At 67.6% G+C, this 15,282-nt stretch carries 14 protein-coding genes; 9 read left to right on the top strand and 5 right to left on the bottom strand.

Annotated elements, in window-relative coordinates:
- Positions 1-17: 17 nt before the first annotated feature.
- From AC6JAC_RS21285 to dhaM, 6 genes are all read left to right on the top strand, one after another.
- Positions 18-2,510: an ATP-dependent Clp protease ATP-binding subunit gene (locus tag AC6JAC_RS21285; RefSeq protein ID WP_028270337.1), complete on the top strand. Its 2,493-nt coding sequence runs from the start codon at positions 18-20 to the stop codon at positions 2,508-2,510.
- Positions 2,511-2,717: 207 nt separating this feature from the next.
- Entirely contained in the window at positions 2,718-4,838 is a 2,121-nt protein-coding gene (locus AC6JAC_RS21280; protein WP_028270339.1) for a S9 family peptidase, read from the top strand.
- Positions 4,839-4,860: 22 nt separating this feature from the next.
- Entirely contained in the window at positions 4,861-5,379 is a 519-nt protein-coding gene (locus AC6JAC_RS21275) for an amino-acid N-acetyltransferase (protein WP_043438053.1), read from the top strand.
- Positions 5,380-5,869: 490 nt separating this feature from the next.
- Positions 5,870-6,871 (top strand): dihydroxyacetone kinase subunit DhaK, encoded by a 1,002-nt coding sequence (dhaK, locus tag AC6JAC_RS21270; RefSeq protein WP_028270341.1) that lies wholly within the window; start codon positions 5,870-5,872, stop codon positions 6,869-6,871.
- Positions 6,872-6,873: 2 nt separating this feature from the next.
- Positions 6,874-7,506 carry a dihydroxyacetone kinase subunit DhaL gene (dhaL, locus tag AC6JAC_RS21265; protein WP_028270342.1) on the top strand — a complete coding sequence of 211 codons (633 nt, stop codon included), beginning with the start codon at positions 6,874-6,876 and terminating at the stop codon, positions 7,504-7,506.
- Positions 7,503-8,177, top strand: a complete 675-nt coding sequence (gene dhaM / locus AC6JAC_RS21260) for a dihydroxyacetone kinase phosphoryl donor subunit DhaM (protein WP_043438055.1) — start codon at positions 7,503-7,505, stop codon at positions 8,175-8,177. Before dhaL ends, dhaM begins: the two co-directional genes overlap by 4 nt.
- 14 nt (positions 8,178-8,191) lie before the next feature.
- On the opposite strand, the gene AC6JAC_RS21255 is transcribed toward dhaM, so the two are convergent.
- Positions 8,192-8,689 (bottom strand): hypothetical protein, encoded by a 498-nt coding sequence (locus AC6JAC_RS21255; protein WP_028270343.1) that lies wholly within the window; start codon positions 8,687-8,689, stop codon positions 8,192-8,194.
- A 77-nt stretch (positions 8,690-8,766) separates the two neighbouring features.
- Positions 8,767-9,585, bottom strand: a complete 819-nt coding sequence (locus AC6JAC_RS21250) for an iron-sulfur binding domain-containing protein (RefSeq protein ID WP_231511129.1) — start codon at positions 9,583-9,585, stop codon at positions 8,767-8,769.
- Between the two features lie 254 nt (positions 9,586-9,839).
- Between AC6JAC_RS21250 and AC6JAC_RS21245 the strand changes: the two genes are divergently transcribed.
- The 3 genes from AC6JAC_RS21245 to AC6JAC_RS21235 all read left to right on the top strand — a co-directional run bounded on the left by AC6JAC_RS21245 (position 9,840) and on the right by AC6JAC_RS21235 (position 12,265).
- Positions 9,840-10,529, top strand: coding sequence for a membrane protein (locus tag AC6JAC_RS21245; protein ID WP_028270345.1), 690 nt, complete (start codon positions 9,840-9,842; stop codon positions 10,527-10,529).
- A gap of 151 nt (positions 10,530-10,680) precedes the next feature.
- Entirely contained in the window at positions 10,681-11,406 is a 726-nt protein-coding gene (locus AC6JAC_RS21240; RefSeq protein WP_043438106.1) for a FadR/GntR family transcriptional regulator, read from the top strand.
- A gap of 109 nt (positions 11,407-11,515) precedes the next feature.
- Entirely contained in the window at positions 11,516-12,265 is a 750-nt protein-coding gene (locus AC6JAC_RS21235; protein ID WP_028270347.1) for a glucosamine-6-phosphate deaminase, read from the top strand.
- Between the two features lie 59 nt (positions 12,266-12,324).
- On the opposite strand, the gene nagA is transcribed toward AC6JAC_RS21235, so the two are convergent.
- From nagA to AC6JAC_RS21220, 3 genes are read right to left on the bottom strand one after another with little or no spacing between them, the layout of a single operon-like run.
- Positions 12,325-13,593 (bottom strand): N-acetylglucosamine-6-phosphate deacetylase, encoded by a 1,269-nt coding sequence (gene nagA, locus AC6JAC_RS21230; protein WP_442853338.1) that lies wholly within the window; start codon positions 13,591-13,593, stop codon positions 12,325-12,327.
- Positions 13,590-14,273, bottom strand: a complete 684-nt coding sequence (locus tag AC6JAC_RS21225; RefSeq protein ID WP_028270348.1) for an N-acetylmannosamine-6-phosphate 2-epimerase — start codon at positions 14,271-14,273, stop codon at positions 13,590-13,592. The genes nagA and AC6JAC_RS21225 overlap by 4 nt, the downstream gene beginning before the upstream one ends.
- A gap of 10 nt (positions 14,274-14,283) precedes the next feature.
- Positions 14,284-15,246 (bottom strand): ROK family protein, encoded by a 963-nt coding sequence (locus AC6JAC_RS21220; RefSeq protein WP_028270349.1) that lies wholly within the window; start codon positions 15,244-15,246, stop codon positions 14,284-14,286.
- Positions 15,247-15,282 lie beyond the last annotated feature (36 nt).

The raw sequence follows: 15,282 nt of genomic DNA, 5'->3' as shown, positions 1-15,282 counted from the left end.
GCTAGGAGTGTGGCGAAATGTTTGAGCGATTTACGGACCGTGCCCGTCGCGTAGTTGTGCTTGCCCAAGAAGAGGCACGCATGCTGAACCACAATTACATCGGTACCGAACACATCCTCTTGGGTCTGATCCACGAGGGTGAGGGCGTTGCCGCCAAAGCTCTGGAGTCCTTGAGCATTTCGCTCGACGGCGTACGCGAGCAGGTGCAGGAGATTATCGGCCAGGGCCAGCAGGCCCCGTCCGGCCACATCCCCTTCACCCCGCGCGCCAAGAAGGTGCTGGAGCTCTCGCTCCGCGAGGCACTGCAGCTGGGCCATAACTACATCGGCACGGAGCACATCCTGCTGGGGCTCATCCGCGAGGGTGAAGGTGTGGCTGCCCAGGTGCTGGTGAAGCTCGGAGCGGACCTCAACCGCGTCCGCCAGCAGGTGATCCAGCTGCTCTCGGGCTACCAGGGCAAGGAGACCACCGGCGCAGGCGTCGGGGCCGGCCAGCCGGAAGGAACTCCTGCAGGTTCCGTGGTCCTGGACCAGTTCGGCCGCAACCTGACCCAGGCTGCGCGCGAGAACAAGCTGGACCCGGTCATCGGGCGCGAACAGGAAATGGAACGCGTCATGCAGGTCCTTTCCCGGCGCACCAAGAACAACCCCGTGCTCATCGGCGAACCCGGCGTCGGCAAGACCGCCGTCGTCGAAGGACTCGCCCAGGCGATCGTCCGCGGGGACGTCCCGGAGACCATCAAGGACAAGCAGCTCTACACGCTGGACCTTGGATCCCTGGTGGCAGGCTCCCGGTACCGCGGTGACTTCGAAGAGCGCCTGAAGAAGGTGCTCAAGGAGATCCGGACCCGCGGCGACATCATCCTGTTCATCGACGAGATCCACACCCTGGTGGGTGCGGGTGCCGCCGAAGGCGCCATCGATGCCGCGTCCATCCTCAAGCCCATGCTGGCGCGAGGCGAGCTCCAGACCATCGGCGCCACCACGCTGGATGAATACCGCAAGCACATCGAGAAAGATGCAGCGCTTGAGCGCCGCTTCCAGCCGATCCAGGTCAAGGAGCCTTCGGTGGCGCACGCCATCGAGATCCTCAAGGGCCTGCGCGACCGCTATGAAGCGCACCACCGCGTGACCATCACCGACGGCGCCCTTGCCTCGGCAGCCAACCTGTCCGAACGCTACATCTCGGACCGCTTCCTGCCGGACAAGGCCATCGACCTCATCGATGAAGCCGGTGCACGCCTGCGCATCCGCCGCATGACCGCTCCGCCGGAGCTGAAGGCCATGGACGAGCGCATCGCCGAACTCAAGATGGAGAAGGAGTCCGCGATTGACGCGCAGGACTTCGAAGGTGCCGCCTCGCTGCGCGACAAGGAGCAGAAGCTCATTGCCGAGCGTGCCGAGAAGGAACGCCACTGGAAGACCGGCGGCATGGACGACATCTCCGAGGTGGATGAGGATCTCATCGCCGAGGTGTTGGCGAATTCCACCGGTATTCCCGTCTTCAAGCTGACCGAGGAAGAGTCCTCGCGACTGCTGAAGATGGAAAGCGAACTGCACAAGCGCGTCGTCGGCCAGGACGAGGCCATCAAGGCCCTGTCCCAGGCAATCCGCCGCACCCGTGCAGGCCTGAAGGACCCCAAGCGTCCGGGCGGTTCGTTCATCTTCGCCGGCCCCACCGGTGTCGGCAAGACCGAGCTCGCCAAGGCCCTCGCGGAGTTCCTGTTCGGTGAAGAGGATGCCCTCATCACGCTGGACATGTCCGAATACTCCGAGAAGCACACGGTGTCGCGCCTCTTCGGTGCCCCTCCGGGCTACGTCGGCTACGAAGAAGGCGGGCAGCTGACCGAAAAGGTCCGCCGCCGTCCGTTCTCCGTAGTGCTGTTCGACGAAGTGGAAAAGGCCCACGCGGACCTCTTCAACTCACTGCTGCAGATTCTGGAAGACGGCCGCCTGACCGACTCCCAGGGCCGCGTGGTGGACTTCAAGAACACGGTGATCATCATGACCACCAACCTCGGCACCCGGGACATCTCCAAGAGTGTCGCCACCGGCTTCCAGTCCGGCACGGACACGCAGACCGGCTACAACCGGATGCGCGCCCGGGTCACTGAAGAGCTCAAGCAGCACTTCCGCCCCGAGTTCCTGAACCGTGTTGACGACGTTGTGGTCTTCCCGCAGCTGACCCAGGACGAGATCATCGAGATCGTCGACCTGTTCGTTGGCCGCCTCGAGAAGCGCCTCAAGGACAAGGACATGGGCATCGAGCTCACCAAGGCTGCCAAGGTTCTCCTGGCAACCCGCGGCTACGATCCCGCCATGGGTGCCCGGCCGCTGCGCCGCACCATCCAGCGCGAGATCGAGGACCAGCTGTCCGAGAAGATCCTCTTCGGGGAGATCCACGCGGGCGACATCGTAGTGGTGGATGTGGACGGCGAAGGCGACGACGCCAAGTTCACCTTCGAAGGAAACGCCAAGCCGCGCATCCCGGAAATCGCTCCGAGCGTCTAAGCATCACCGCCAAGGCCCGTCTGCTCCAAAAGGAGCCGGCGGGCCTTTCGCGTTGCCGCCGGGTTCCCGTGGCCGGGCCGGGCGCTGACCGTCGCCTCCAGCTCGGCGCCGTCGCCTTCAGCCTTTGCGTGGGCGGGGTGTGAAAGTAGTGTTTCACTAATAGTGAACGTGCTGTGATCTGGCCCACGGTCGGTGTTGAATCTCTTCATGGCTTCCCAAGACTCAGCGATCCTGAGCGAACAACCGGCGACCCCTTTCCACGATATTGACCACTACCTCGCCATACCCCGGGTGAGCGGCCTGGCGCTGAGCCCGGACGGAAAGCGCCTGGTGACCACCGTCGCCACGCTCAACTCCAAAGGCACCGAGTACGTCACCGCCCTGTGGGAACTGGACCCCGCGGGTGAGAAGCATGCCCGGCGGATCACCCGCAGCGCCAAGGGCGAGGCGGGTGCTGCCTTTGCCTCCACCGGCGATCTCTACTTCACGTCCGCCCGCCCCGATCCCGAGAGCCCGGACGACGAACCTGTCAGTGCACTCTGGCAGCTGCCCGCCGACGGCGGCGAGGCCCGGGTGGTCCTTTCGCGCGCGGGCGGAATCAGCCACGTGATGTCAGCCCGGGACACCGGGGCCACGTTCGTCACGGCCTCCGTCCTGGCAGGTTCCCCCGATGAGGAGGCGGACGAAGCGCGGCGGAAGAGCCGCAAGGACAACAAAGTGTCCGCCATCCTCCACAGCGGCTACCCTGTGCGCTACTGGGATGCCGACCTGGGCCCGGACCAGCCGCGGATTTTCGCTGTCGAGCCAGGGGAGGGGAAGGAGCGGGGCAAGCCGGCAACGGTCGATGCCGCCGCGCCGCTGAAGCTCCGGAACCTGACGCCGGACGCGGCAGGACTGTTGCGCAACGCGGATTCGGTGGTCAGCCCGGACGGCAGGACGATCTACACCAGCTTCGACAAACCCCTCGCCAAGGCCGACTCGCGCTCGGTCCTGGTGGCCGTCGACGTGGCCACAGCAACGCACAGGGTCCTGCTGGACCGCGAAGGCATGAGCTACTTTGCCGGGCCGGTGAGCCCTGACAACCGCACACTGGTGGTGCTGAGCGAATCGGACAGCACTCCCCTCGAGGCTCCGCAGGTCAGGCTCCACCTGCTGGACGTCAGTGCGCCGGGGGATCCGGAAGCGAACCTCCGGCCGCTGGCCCGCGACTGGGACCGCTGGGCCATCAAGGCGGCGTGGCTGCCGGACGGCTCCGCCCTCCTGGTAACGGCCGACGACGACGGCGCGTCGCCGGTTTTCCGGATCACAGTTCCGGCGTCTGCCGGCGAAGCGAGGGTCACCCGGGTGACCCGGGACGCCGCCGCCTACACCGACGTCGTGGTTTCCCCGGACGGGCGCAGCGCCTACGCGCTGCGGAGTTCGTACGAATTTCCGCCCGAGGCAGTCCGGATCGACCTGGAGACCGGGGACGTCACCCGCCTCCAGGCTCCGGCTGAACGCCCGCACATCCAGGGCTCCCTGGAGCGCCTTGACACGACCGCCGCCGACGGCACGCGGGTGCCCGCCTACCTTGCCCTGCCGGACGGCGCCTCCGCGCAGGAACCGGTGCCGCTGCTCCTCTGGATCCACGGCGGACCCCTGGGCTCGTGGAACGCATGGACGTGGCGCTGGAACCCGTGGCTGCTGGTGGCCAAGGGCTACGCCGTCCTGCTGCCGGATCCGGCCCTTTCCACCGGCTACGGGCAGTCCTTCATCCAGCGCGGCTGGGGAGAGTGGGGGAAGGCGCCCTTCACGGACCTTATGGAAATTACGGACGCCGTCGTGGAGCGCCCCGACATTGACGCGGAGCGTACAGCTGCCATGGGCGGCTCCTTCGGCGGCTATATGGCGAACTGGGTGGCAGGCCAGACGGACCGCTTCGGCGCCATCGTCACCCACGCAAGCCTGTGGGCCCTGGACCAGTTCGGCCCCACCACCGACGCCTCGCAGTACTGGCTGAAGGAAATGACGGCCGAGATGGCGATGGCGAACTCGCCGCACCTGCACGTCGAGAAAATCAGCACGCCCATGCTGGTGATCCACGGCGACAAGGACTACCGCGTGCCCATTGGCGAGGGCCTGAGGCTCTGGTACGAGCTGCTGTCCAAATCGCAGCTGGCAGCGGACAGCGACGGCCGGACGCCACACCGTTTCCTCTACTACCCGGACGAGAACCACTGGATCCTGCAGCCGCAGCACGCCAAGGTCTGGTACGGGGTCGTCGAGCACTTCCTGGCGAAGAACGTGCTGGGCAGCGACCTGCCGTTGCCGCCGGATCTGGGGCTCTAGCCGGACGGAGGTCGGCCGTAAGATGGGGGCTGTGACTGAGACCTTCCGCATCCGCCCTGCCCGCACCAGCGATGTAGCTGCCATCAAGCGCCTGGTGGCTCCGCTGGCGGACAAGAGGATCCTGATGGCCAAGGAAACGGTGGCCTATTACGAAAGCCTGCAGGAGTTCAGGATCGCGGAGTCGGCCGACGGCGAGGTGATCGGCTGCGGCGCCCTGCACGTCATGTGGGAGGACCTCGCCGAGGTGCGCACCCTCGCGGCCTCGGACGCGTGGCGGGGCAAGGGCGTGGGCCACGTCCTGGTGGAAAGCCTGCTGGAAGAGGCCAGGGCGCTGGGCGTCTCGCGCGTGTTCTGCCTGACGTTCGAGGTGGATTTCTTCAAGAAACACGGCTTCGATGTCATGGCTGACCAGACGGCCGTTGACCCTGTTGTCTATTCCGAGCTGCTCCGCTCGCATGACGAAGGTGTGGCGGAATTCCTGGACCTCGCCCGGGTGAAGCCGAACACGCTGGGCAACACCCGGATGATCAAGGCCCTCTAGCCCCGTCACGTCGCAGGCGTGCCCGGTACCATCCATAATGTCGTATTTCTAAACTCTTCCCATATATCGAATCGATGTATAAAATTAATCAAGCCTGCCAGTAACACCAGAATCCCGAAACCACTTCAAAGGACAGAAATGCGCGAGCACGCCATTTTTCCGGATTTTTCGGCGTTTCAAATGGACCTGCCGACAGTACTGACTCGAAGGGATCCGCTGAGTCAGCCCTGCGAGTCCTCGGCATTCCACATAGGCGCCGCGGCGTGGCCGGATTTCCTCCCGGCATCCTGGGGGAAGCGCTGAACCCGGCCGGGGGACACAAGCTGGAAGGGGAAGGGACAGTCTATTGGGGGCTGTCCCTTTCTTTTGCCCTCGCTGAACCGGCCTCCGGCGCCGGCTGAACCAGCCGATTCGACAGAGCGCTACCGTTGCCCGGGCCGCGGTAGTACTGTCAAGACAAAGCCGCCAGGACACTCCAGGGAGCACTCCAATGAAGAAGCTGATCAACGATCCCCGCGCTGTAGTGGACGAGTCCGTGGAAGGCTTCGGCCTGGCCCACGCAGACCTCGTAACCGTCAGTGCCGAGCCGAAATTCATTACCCGCAAGGACGCCCCGGTGGCAGGGAAAGTGGGCCTTGTCAGCGGCGGCGGCAGCGGCCACGAGCCGCTTCACGGCGGCTTCGTGGGGCTGGGAATGCTCGACGCCGCTGTGCCGGGTGCCGTCTTCACCTCGCCCACGCCCGACCAGATCATTCCGGCCACCCTGGCCGTGAATTCCGGCGCCGGTGTGGTGCACATCGTCAAGAACTACACCGGCGACGTCCTGAATTTCGAAACGGCCGCCGAAATGGCGGAGGCCGAAGGCGTGCAGGTGCGGACTGTCCTGGTCAATGACGACGTCGCGGTTGAAGACTCGCTGTACACGGCCGGCCGGCGCGGCGTGGGCGGCACCGTCCTGGTCGAGAAGATCGCCGGTGCGGCCGCGGAACGCGGCGATGACCTGGACGGCGTCGCCGCCATCGGAGACCGCGTCAACCAGAACGTGCGCAGCATGGGCGTGGCACTGACCGCCTGCACGGTCCCCCACGCCGGTACGCCCAGCTTTGATTTGGAAGAGAACGAAATCGAAATCGGCATCGGCATCCACGGTGAGCCCGGGCGGCACCGGATCCCCATGGAAAATGCCGACGGCATCACCGACCGACTCCTGGAGCCCATCCTGTCCGACCTCGGCATCGCCTCCGGCGACAAGGTCCTCCTGTTCGTGAACGGCATGGGCGGCACCCCGCAGAGCGAGCTGTACATCGTCTACCGCCGCGCGGCGCAGGTGCTCGCGGAGAAGGGCGTCACGGTGGAACGGTCCCTGGTGGGCAACTACATCACCTCCCTCGAGATGCAGGGCTGCTCCATCACGGTGCTGCGGCTCGACGATGAACTCACCACGCTCTGGGATGCGCCGGTCCACACCGCTGCGCTGCGATGGGGCATCTGACAGTGGGACTGGACGTTGACTGGGCGGTACGATGGCTCACCCTTTCCGCGCAGGCCATGGCGGACCACCGCGTGGAACTGATCGAACTGGACCGGGCCATCGGGGATTCCGATCACGGTGAAAACATGGACCGCGGCTTCAAGGCCGTGATGGAGAGGCTCGCAGAGGCGCCGCCCGCCACGCCGGGAGCGGCGCTGAAGCTCACGGCCATGGCCCTGATGTCCAAGGTGGGCGGCGCGGCAGGACCCCTCTACGGGACTGCCTTCCTGCGCGCCTCCACCTCGCTGGGCGACACCACGGACATCGACCCCGGGGCCTTGGCTGTTGCCATTCAGGCCGCCCGCGACGGCATTGTGGCCCGTGGCAAGGCCGAATCCGGCGACAAGACCATGGTGGACGCGTGGACCCCCGCCGTCGATGCTGCGGCAGCGCAGGCCGCTGCAGGGGACGGGGACGTCCTCAAGGTCCTCCTGGCGGCGGCGGAAGCCGCCGAGGCGGGTGCCGTGGCCACCGATCCGCTGATCGCCCGCAAGGGCCGGGCCAGCTACCTGGGGGAGCGGAGCGCGGGCCACCGCGATCCCGGCGCCGTGTCCACCGCCCTCATCCTGCGCGCTGCGGCCGGGGCAGCCGAGTGACGGTCCGCCTGGTGGTGGTCTCCCATAGCGAAAAGATCGCCGACGGCGCGGTGGAGCTGGCGGCCCAAATGGCACCCGACGTCGTGATCCTCCCCGCGGGCGGTACCGACGACGGCCGGATCGGCACCAGCCTGGAGAAGGTGATGGCCGCCCTCGAACAGGCCGCCGGCGATGACGGAATCGTGGTGCTGACGGACCTCGGCTCCGCCGTGATGACGGCCGAATCAGCAGTGGAGTTCCTGCCGGACCCGGACACGGTCCTGTTGGCCGACGCGCCGCTGGTGGAGGGGCTGGTGGCGGCTGCCGTTGCGGCGCAGGCCGGGGCGGACGCCGCCGGAGTGAAGCAGGCGGCGGAAGCGGTGCGCCGTGCAGCTGCCCCGGAGGCGCCGTCGGAGGCGGAAACAGTGGGGCCGCCGGACGCTACGGGCGATTTTGAGCTGGTCAACCAGGCCGGCATGCATGCGCGGCCCGCAGCGAAGATCGCCGGGGGGATCTCGGGCCTGGAAGCCGAGGTGACCGTCAACGGCGTGGACGGTGCGTCCATGACCGGCCTCATGACCCTGGGCGCGGGCAGGGGATCGATCCTCCACGTCGAGGCCTGGGGGCCGGACGCGGCCAAAGCTGTGAAGTACGTCGGCGGACTGGTGGAGGCAGGGTTCGGCGAGCCCTGACTTGCGGCCTGTAGTTACGGTGACTGCCGGAGGCCGTCGGCATCCAGCACCACGCCGGCCGTGATGAACTTTCCGCACTGCTCGCCGTAGGGATACTCGGCCCTGGGCATAAAGCTGAGCCTGCGCTCGGGCAGCGGCGTCCCCGCAGTGGACGTGCCGGTGGCAGTGGCGTCAATGCGCGATTCGGTCAGGACGTCCATCATCAGCATGCCGGTGAGCGTGCCGTCCGGGGAGGACGTTGCGGAGCACGTGCCGTCCGGGCCGGCCGAGGGCTCGCAGCCCTGGTCCACCGTGGTGCTGCCCGGCATCAGCTCAAGGTCGGCTTCCCGGCATGTTCCGTCCTGGCAGGCCTTGAGGTGGATGGCCTCGACCTCGGGCACATAGCTGGCAGCCACGGTCAGCGCCACCACGGACGCCTGCGCGATTGCCGGGCACGGCACTGCCTCGGGCATGCACGCGGACGGGATCAGCGACGTCGTGACCGCTGCCAGAAGTACCCCAACGCTGCGCATGCTTCAGGGTAGGTCCGCAGGCTCGGGCCGCACCAGCACAGGGTGGTTCCAGTTCCGGAACGAATGCATAACGGGCGTCAGGCAGGAAGCCGCAGGCCGCCGAGGTGCAGCTCGGCCAGGCCGTCGCTGACCAGGCCCGCCAGTGCGCGTTCCAGCTGTTCCGGCGCGGAATTCAGCCGATGCAGCGCCGCAAGCGGGACGCCGATGCCGTCCGCTTCGAAGCCAAGATCCGCGGCGGGCTGATGGAACATTTCCGGTGCCACCGGTGAGTCCGCCAGCCGGAGCACAGCCATCACGGCACCCCGCACCTGCCGGTCGGTGCCGTGCCAGGACTGCCCTTTGGGGGTGTACGACGGCGGCGGCTCGCCGGCCGCCAGCCACTGACACGCGCCACGCACCGGGCAGTCGCCGCATTTCGGCGCCCTCGCCGTGCAGACCAAGGCTCCCAGCTCCATAACCGCCGCGTTCCAGCGGACAGAGAGTCCGACGTCGGCCGGCAGCAGCTCGGCGGCGAGCCGCATCTCGGCGGCCGTCAGCGACTGTGACGGCAGCGCCGTGCCCGAAAAAAGCCGTGCATGCACGCGGCGGATGTTGGTGTCCACCACCGTCTCGCGGCGGCCGAAAGCGAATGCGGCCACGGCGGCGGCCGTGTAGCTGCCCACGCCCGGAAGTTCCAGCAGTTCCGCGTACGTTCCCGGCACCCCGCCGTCGTGCTTCTCCACGATGGCGACGGCGGCAGCGTGCAGGCGCAGTGCCCGCCGCGGGTAGCCCAGCCGGCCCCAGTGCCGGACAGCTTCGCCGGACGGTTCCACGGCGAGGTCTGCCGGTGCCGGCCAGCGGCGAAGCCACTCTTCCCACACGGGCAGAACCCGGACCACCGGAGTCTGCTGCAGCATGATTTCACTGACCAGGACGCCCCAGGCGGAACAGTCGGGTTCGCGCCACGGCAGTTCCCTGGCGGTGTCTGCGAACCAGGCGTCAAGGGTTTCGTGGAGGACTGCCAGCGGCGCCGGCGCAGGGCGACTCGCCGGGGAAAGGGCAGTGGGTAAGGCTAAGGCTTCGATGCAAATACTGTAGTGGATACTGGCCGACGTCCGTGTTCGCGGCGTGGTGGTGCGTCAATGTGCCCGGCGTTCTTTAGCCTAGAAGGATGGTCAGGCAAGGCACTTCAGGAAAGAACAGTTCGAAACCGAAGGGCACCCCCGGCCGTCAGGCGGGGCGGCCTCCGCTGAAGGCCGTCTACCGCCGTCGCAGGCTGTTCGTTGCCGTGGTGCTGCTTCTCGTGGCCTCGGTGGCTTTGGGAGGCTTCGCCGCCGTGTCCGCTGCCATGCGCTCATCCGAGCAGGCCTCCTCCACCGACCCCGCGGGCCGCGACGGTTCTGACGGGGCGGCGGCGAATCCTGAGGCCACGCCCTCCGCGTCCGCGACTCCCAGCGCCCAGGCCACGCCGACATGCGACCAGGGCCTTGTCACCGTTTCGGCGTCCACGGACAAGGCTGCTTACGCGGCGGGGGAGAACCCGCTCCTTAGCCTGAAAGTCACCAACGGCGGAAAAGTGGCATGCGAGGTGAACCTGGGTACGTCCCAGATGGAGTACACGGTCACCAGCGGCTCCGACCGGATCTTCTCTTCGGTTGACTGCCAAGTGGAGAGCGGGGACCTGGTCAAGACCATCGCTCCGGGCCAGAGCGAGACCGCCAACTTCCCGTGGGAGCGCAACCGCAGCGTCCCCGGGTGCGGCCCGGTGTCCGCGAAGCCCGGCGCCGGCGGGGCGTATTACATGTTCGTCGCCAGGCTCGGGACCAAGTCAAGTACCAAGGCCGTTTTCCAACTCCTCTAACAACCCTCCCATTCCATGTACGCCCGCTCTGGCGGCGCGTTCAGGGCAAATTCATTGTTACCAAATAGGACAAGGGACGTCCCATCTCCGGTAGGATTAGTAGCAGACCTGCTTGCTAGGCAGGTCCGATCCCTAGGAGACAGCCGTGACCGTGGCCCCGCAAGAAGTGTCAGCTGCCCGCTTCAGCGCGCAGCTGCGCTCCCATGCCCTGCAAACGCGCATCATGGAACTGATCCTGGAGCAGGGACTGGACGTTGGCGATGCGCTCCCCACTGAAGCCGAACTCTCCGGAACTCTGGGCGTGGGGCGCAATACGGTCCGGGAGTCCTTGAAAGTCCTGCAGGCCCTCGGCGTGATCGAGATCCGCCATGGCTTCGGGACCTTCGTGGCCCCCAACAACTTCCATGCCCTCGCCGACGGACTGGCCTTCCGGGGCCGGCTCTCCCTGCGGCACCGGGGAGAGGAAGCCATGGAGCTGGTGGATGTGCGCCAGGCGCTCGAATCCGGGCTGATCGGTTCGGCGATGGACCGGATGACGGCTGCGCAGCAGGAGGACCTGCAGCACGCGCTGGAAGCCATGGAGGTGGCAGCCGGGAAGGGCGAACCCCTGTTTGCCCACGACGCCGAGTTCCACCGCCGGTTGTTCGCGCCGCTGCGCAACGACCTGCTCATGAACCTGATGGACGTCTTCTGGAAGGTTTACCGCCAAATCCACCTGGAACTGGGGCCGGCGCCCGTGGACCTGCTTCAGCAGGTGCGCGACCACCGCGAGATCTACGAGGCGGTGGCGGCGGGCAACAAGCCACTTGCCTCCGAGCGGCTGCAGCGCCACTTCGACGGAATCCGGGGAAAGCTCCGCGCCGTCGCGGCCCGCTAGAACCGCCTTCTGCAACATCCCCGCGGGTGCTCCTCCTTGAGCACGCCCGTCAGTCCCCCGTCCATCCAGACACAGCACCCCCGTCAACACAGAAGAGAGCCCGTTCGGCATGGAGTTTTTCGTAGTTCAGGACGCAGAGGCAGCCGGCGCGGTCGGCGCGGGGCTTCTGGCGGCCGTGATCCGCAGCAACCAGGATGCCGTGCTGGGGGTGGCAACGGGCGGCTCGCCCTTGCCCGTCTACCGGGCGCTGGCAGGATACGGGCTGGAGATGTCACGCGTCCGCTGCTTCGCGCTTGATGAATACGTGGGCCTGCCCGCCGGCCATCCGGAAAGCTACGCGGAAGTTGTCCGCCGTGAAGTCACCGAGCGGCTCAGCCTGGACCCTGCCAACGTGTTTGTCCCGGACGGCAGCGCAGCGGACCCCGAACGCGCGGCCAACGACTACGAAGCTGCCATTGCGGCCCACGGCGGGATCGATATCCAGCTGCTGGGCATCGGCCATAACGGCCACCTGGCCTTCAACGAGCCCGGGTCGTCGCTGGAGTCCCGCACCCGGGTAGAGGACCTCACTGAACGCACGAGGCAGGCCAACAGCCGCTATTTCGACTCGCCTGCAGACGTGCCCGGGCGGTGCATCACACAGGGCCTCGGCACCATCCTCGAGGCGCGCCAGCTCCTGATGGTGGTCCGTGGAGCGGACAAGGCGGAAATCCTGCACCGTGCGCTCACCGGACCGGTGACGCCGGATTGCCCCGCTTCCGTCCTGCAGCGCCATCCGCACGTAACCGTGATCGCGGACGAGGGTGCGGCCGCCCTGATGCCGTGCACGGCCACGCGTGTGGCCGCCGCGAGCGTTTAGGCCCGGAAGGTTTAGGGCCTTGCGGGGTTGAGGGCAGGAGCCTGCAGACGGGCAGAAGGCTAGGGCCCGACGGCGGGGCGGGCCAGCTTCCGGCCCTCCCGCAGGACCAGCACTGGGCGGAAGTCCCGGTCCACCGCCACGACGTCGGCCCGCAAGCCGGCGCGGAGGCTTCCGATTTCGTGCTGCCGGCCGATGATCGCCGCCGGTACCGCGCTGGCTGCCTGAACAGCCGCGGCGGGTGCAACGCCTGCAGCGATCGTCCGACGGACAACGTCCAGCAGCGTGGCGGTGCCTCCGGCCAGGGAACCGTTGCTCGCCAGCCGCGCTTCGGCGCCCCTGACTGCGACGGCGGCGGGACCCAGTTCATAGTCGCCGTCGGGCAGGCCGGTGGCTGCCATGGAATCGGTCACCAGGACCACGTTCCCGGCGCCCACCAGCTCGAAGACCATCCTGACCGTGTCCGGATCCAGGTGTGCGCCGTCCGCGATCAGTTCGACAGCTACAGTGCCTGCCGCTGCCAGCCGGAGGCAGGCGGCGACCGGTCCGGGGTTGCGGTGATGCAGGGGCGGCATTCCGTTGAACAGGTGCGTGACGGTGGGGCGTGACCCGCGGACTCCCGCCGCCATCAGCTCCGCCGCCTCGGTGAGGGACGCCGCGGAGATCCCGGAGTCCGCGTCAGTGTGGCCCAGCGAAGGCGTTACGCCGTGCTGCACGAGCGTCCGGACCAGGTCGACGGCGCCGGGCAGTTCCGGCGCGTAAGTCATGGTGCGCAGGTGCCCGCCGGCAGCTTCCAGTATTTCCTCCAGCAGGCCGGGGTCCGGGTCACGCAGAAACCGGGGATCCTGCGCGCCGCACCGTGAACGGGAAAGGAACGGGCCCTCTGCGTGGATGCCCGCAATCAGGCCTTCGTCCGCCAGCGGCCTGAGGTTGGCCAGCCCACGCAGCAGATCCTCGCGGGACGCCGTCACCAGGCTGGCCAGCAGGGTGGTGGTGCCGGAGCCGTGCAGGAAGTCGACGGCTGTGCGGGCCGGGCCGGCATTGCCCGTGGGGAAATCACCCCCGGCTGCACCGTGGCAGTGCAGATCAACAAGGCCCGGGAGAATCATGCTGCCTGGCGGGAGTTCGAGTTCCTCAAGGCCGGAGAGCGCCGCCTCGTCCAGCCCTTCGCGTTGACCCACATACGCGATGTGGCCGTCCGCGACGGCCACGACGGCGTCGTCCAGCGCCAGCCCGCCGGTAAGGACGGCGCCAGCCAGCAGATAGCTGCCGGACCCGGCGGCTTCCGGCTGTTTTCGTTCCGGCTGTATTTGTTCCGGCTGCGGAGTCACTTCAGGGCCTCGGCGAACCAGCCGGTGATGCTCGCCGGGTGCGTGATTGCGGTGCCGACGACGACGGCGAACGCGCCGGCGTCGAGGGCCTGCCTGGCCTGGGCGGGGGTGTGGAGGCGGCCTTCGGCGATGAGCGGCCGGCCGAAACCGGCGGCGGCGATCTGCTCCAGCAGTTCCAGGTCCGGGCCCTGCGTTTTGGGGCGCTCGCCGGTGTATCCGGAAAGTGTGGTGCCGATCAGGTCCGCGCCGGCTGCGACAGCGGCCGCGGCATCGTCGAAGGAACCGCAGTCTGCCATCACCAGGGCGTGGGAGTCGTTGTGGATGCCTGCCACGGTTTGTGCGAGGGAAAGCCCGTCCGGGCGTTCCCGGCGCGTGCCGTCGATCGCCACCACGTGGGCGCCCGCATTGGCCACCGCCAGGGCGTGCCGGAGCGTGGGGGTGATGAAGACGCCGTCGTGTCCGTCCTTCCAGAGCCCGATCACCGGAACCTCCACCGCGGCCCGCGTCTGCTGCACATCCGCCACCCCCTGGACACGGATGGCGGCGGCGCCGCCGATCACGGCAGAGGCGGCAACCTGCGCCATGGTGCGCGGGTCCCGCATGGGCTCGCCGGGGTACGCCTGGCAGGACACGATCAGTTGCCCGCGCAGGGCTTCGAGGGCTCGGGGACTCAGGATCACGGTCAGTTCCTCAGGAAAGTGGTGGTGTGGATGGAGCGGACAGGACCAGGCGTGCGGCGCCCACGATGGCTGCCGCGTTGCCGAGCTTGGCGGGGAGGACGGGGAGCCCGGATAGGGCGGGCAGGAGCTCGGCCCGGAGTGCGCGCTCCATGGGGTGCCACCAGGGGGCGCCGGCGTCGGACAGTCCGCCGGATACCACAATTACCTCGGGGTCCAGGATGTTGGCGAGGCCGCCCACTGCCTGGCCCGCCGCGGAGGCGCCCCAATCCACTGCCCCGGCGGCGACGGCGTTGCCCGCGCCGGCCAGGGCAAAAACACCGCGGGCATCGACTGCCGTTTCCTTGCCGCCAAGACGGAGGAAGGACTGCAGGACGGCCGGTCCGGAGGCGACGGCCTCAACATGTCCGGCTCCGCCGCAGACGCAAGGAAGGGGTTTGCCACGGTGGTACGCGTAGGGCGAGGCAAAATGGCCCACATGCCCGCCCGCATACCTGTTGCCCAGGACCGGACGGCCGTTTAGGACAAAACTGCCGCCGACGCCGGTGCCGAAGGCCACCAGCAGCGAACTCTCCGTCCCGGCTGCGGCGCCCGCCCACGCCTCGCCCAGAGCATGCGCATGGACATCGTTCACGGCCTGCACCGCAGCCGGATCCAGGCCGAGCCGAACAGCAAGACCGGCCGTCAGTTCCGTCCCTGCCCACCCGAGGATCGCGTCGGTAGCGGACACCACCACTCCGCGGGCGGTATCGATCACACCGGCAGAACCAACGCCAACCCCCGCCACGTCCAGGCCCTCTGCTTGAGCCTTCGAAAGGAGAGAGGAAACCAGCGCCGCCGTAGCATCAAGAATCGCCTCGCCACCATCCCGGTTGAGTGTCGGAATGGTCTCCGAATACAGCACCTCGCCAGCCGCCGAAACAACCCCGGCAGCAGTCTTAGTGCCGCCAAGGTCGACACCGATCGCGTACGTCATTTTCTTCCTAACAGGGGATCGTTGCTGGGTAGGCCC

The sequence above is a fragment of the Arthrobacter sp. KUASC02 genome (assembly GCF_059739395.1).
Note: the sequence above shows the minus strand (reverse complement) of the source record. Positions and strands in the feature narration are given on the sequence as shown.

Bases quoted from the DNA above. Each gene is read 5' to 3' on its own strand.
- AC6JAC_RS21235 (WP_028270347.1), top strand. From the start codon at position 11,516: ATGGAGTTTTTCGTAGTTCAGGACGCAGAGGCAGCCGGCGCGGTCGGC.
- AC6JAC_RS21280 (WP_028270339.1), top strand. From the start codon at position 2,718: ATGGCTTCCCAAGACTCAGCGATCCTGAGCGAACAACCGGCGACCCCT.
- AC6JAC_RS21245 (WP_028270345.1), top strand. From the start codon at position 9,840: ATGGTCAGGCAAGGCACTTCAGGAAAGAACAGTTCGAAACCGAAGGGC.
- AC6JAC_RS21285 (WP_028270337.1), top strand. From the start codon at position 18: ATGTTTGAGCGATTTACGGACCGTGCCCGTCGCGTAGTTGTGCTTGCC.
- dhaK (WP_028270341.1), top strand. From the start codon at position 5,870: ATGAAGAAGCTGATCAACGATCCCCGCGCTGTAGTGGACGAGTCCGTG.
- AC6JAC_RS21275 (WP_043438053.1), top strand. From the start codon at position 4,861: ATGGGGGCTGTGACTGAGACCTTCCGCATCCGCCCTGCCCGCACCAGC.
- AC6JAC_RS21255 (WP_028270343.1), bottom strand. From the start codon at position 8,689: ATGCGCAGCGTTGGGGTACTTCTGGCAGCGGTCACGACGTCGCTGATC.
- AC6JAC_RS21250 (WP_231511129.1), bottom strand. From the start codon at position 9,585: ATGCTGCAGCAGACTCCGGTGGTCCGGGTTCTGCCCGTGTGGGAAGAG.
- AC6JAC_RS21220 (WP_028270349.1), bottom strand. From the start codon at position 15,246: ATGACGTACGCGATCGGTGTCGACCTTGGCGGCACTAAGACTGCTGCC.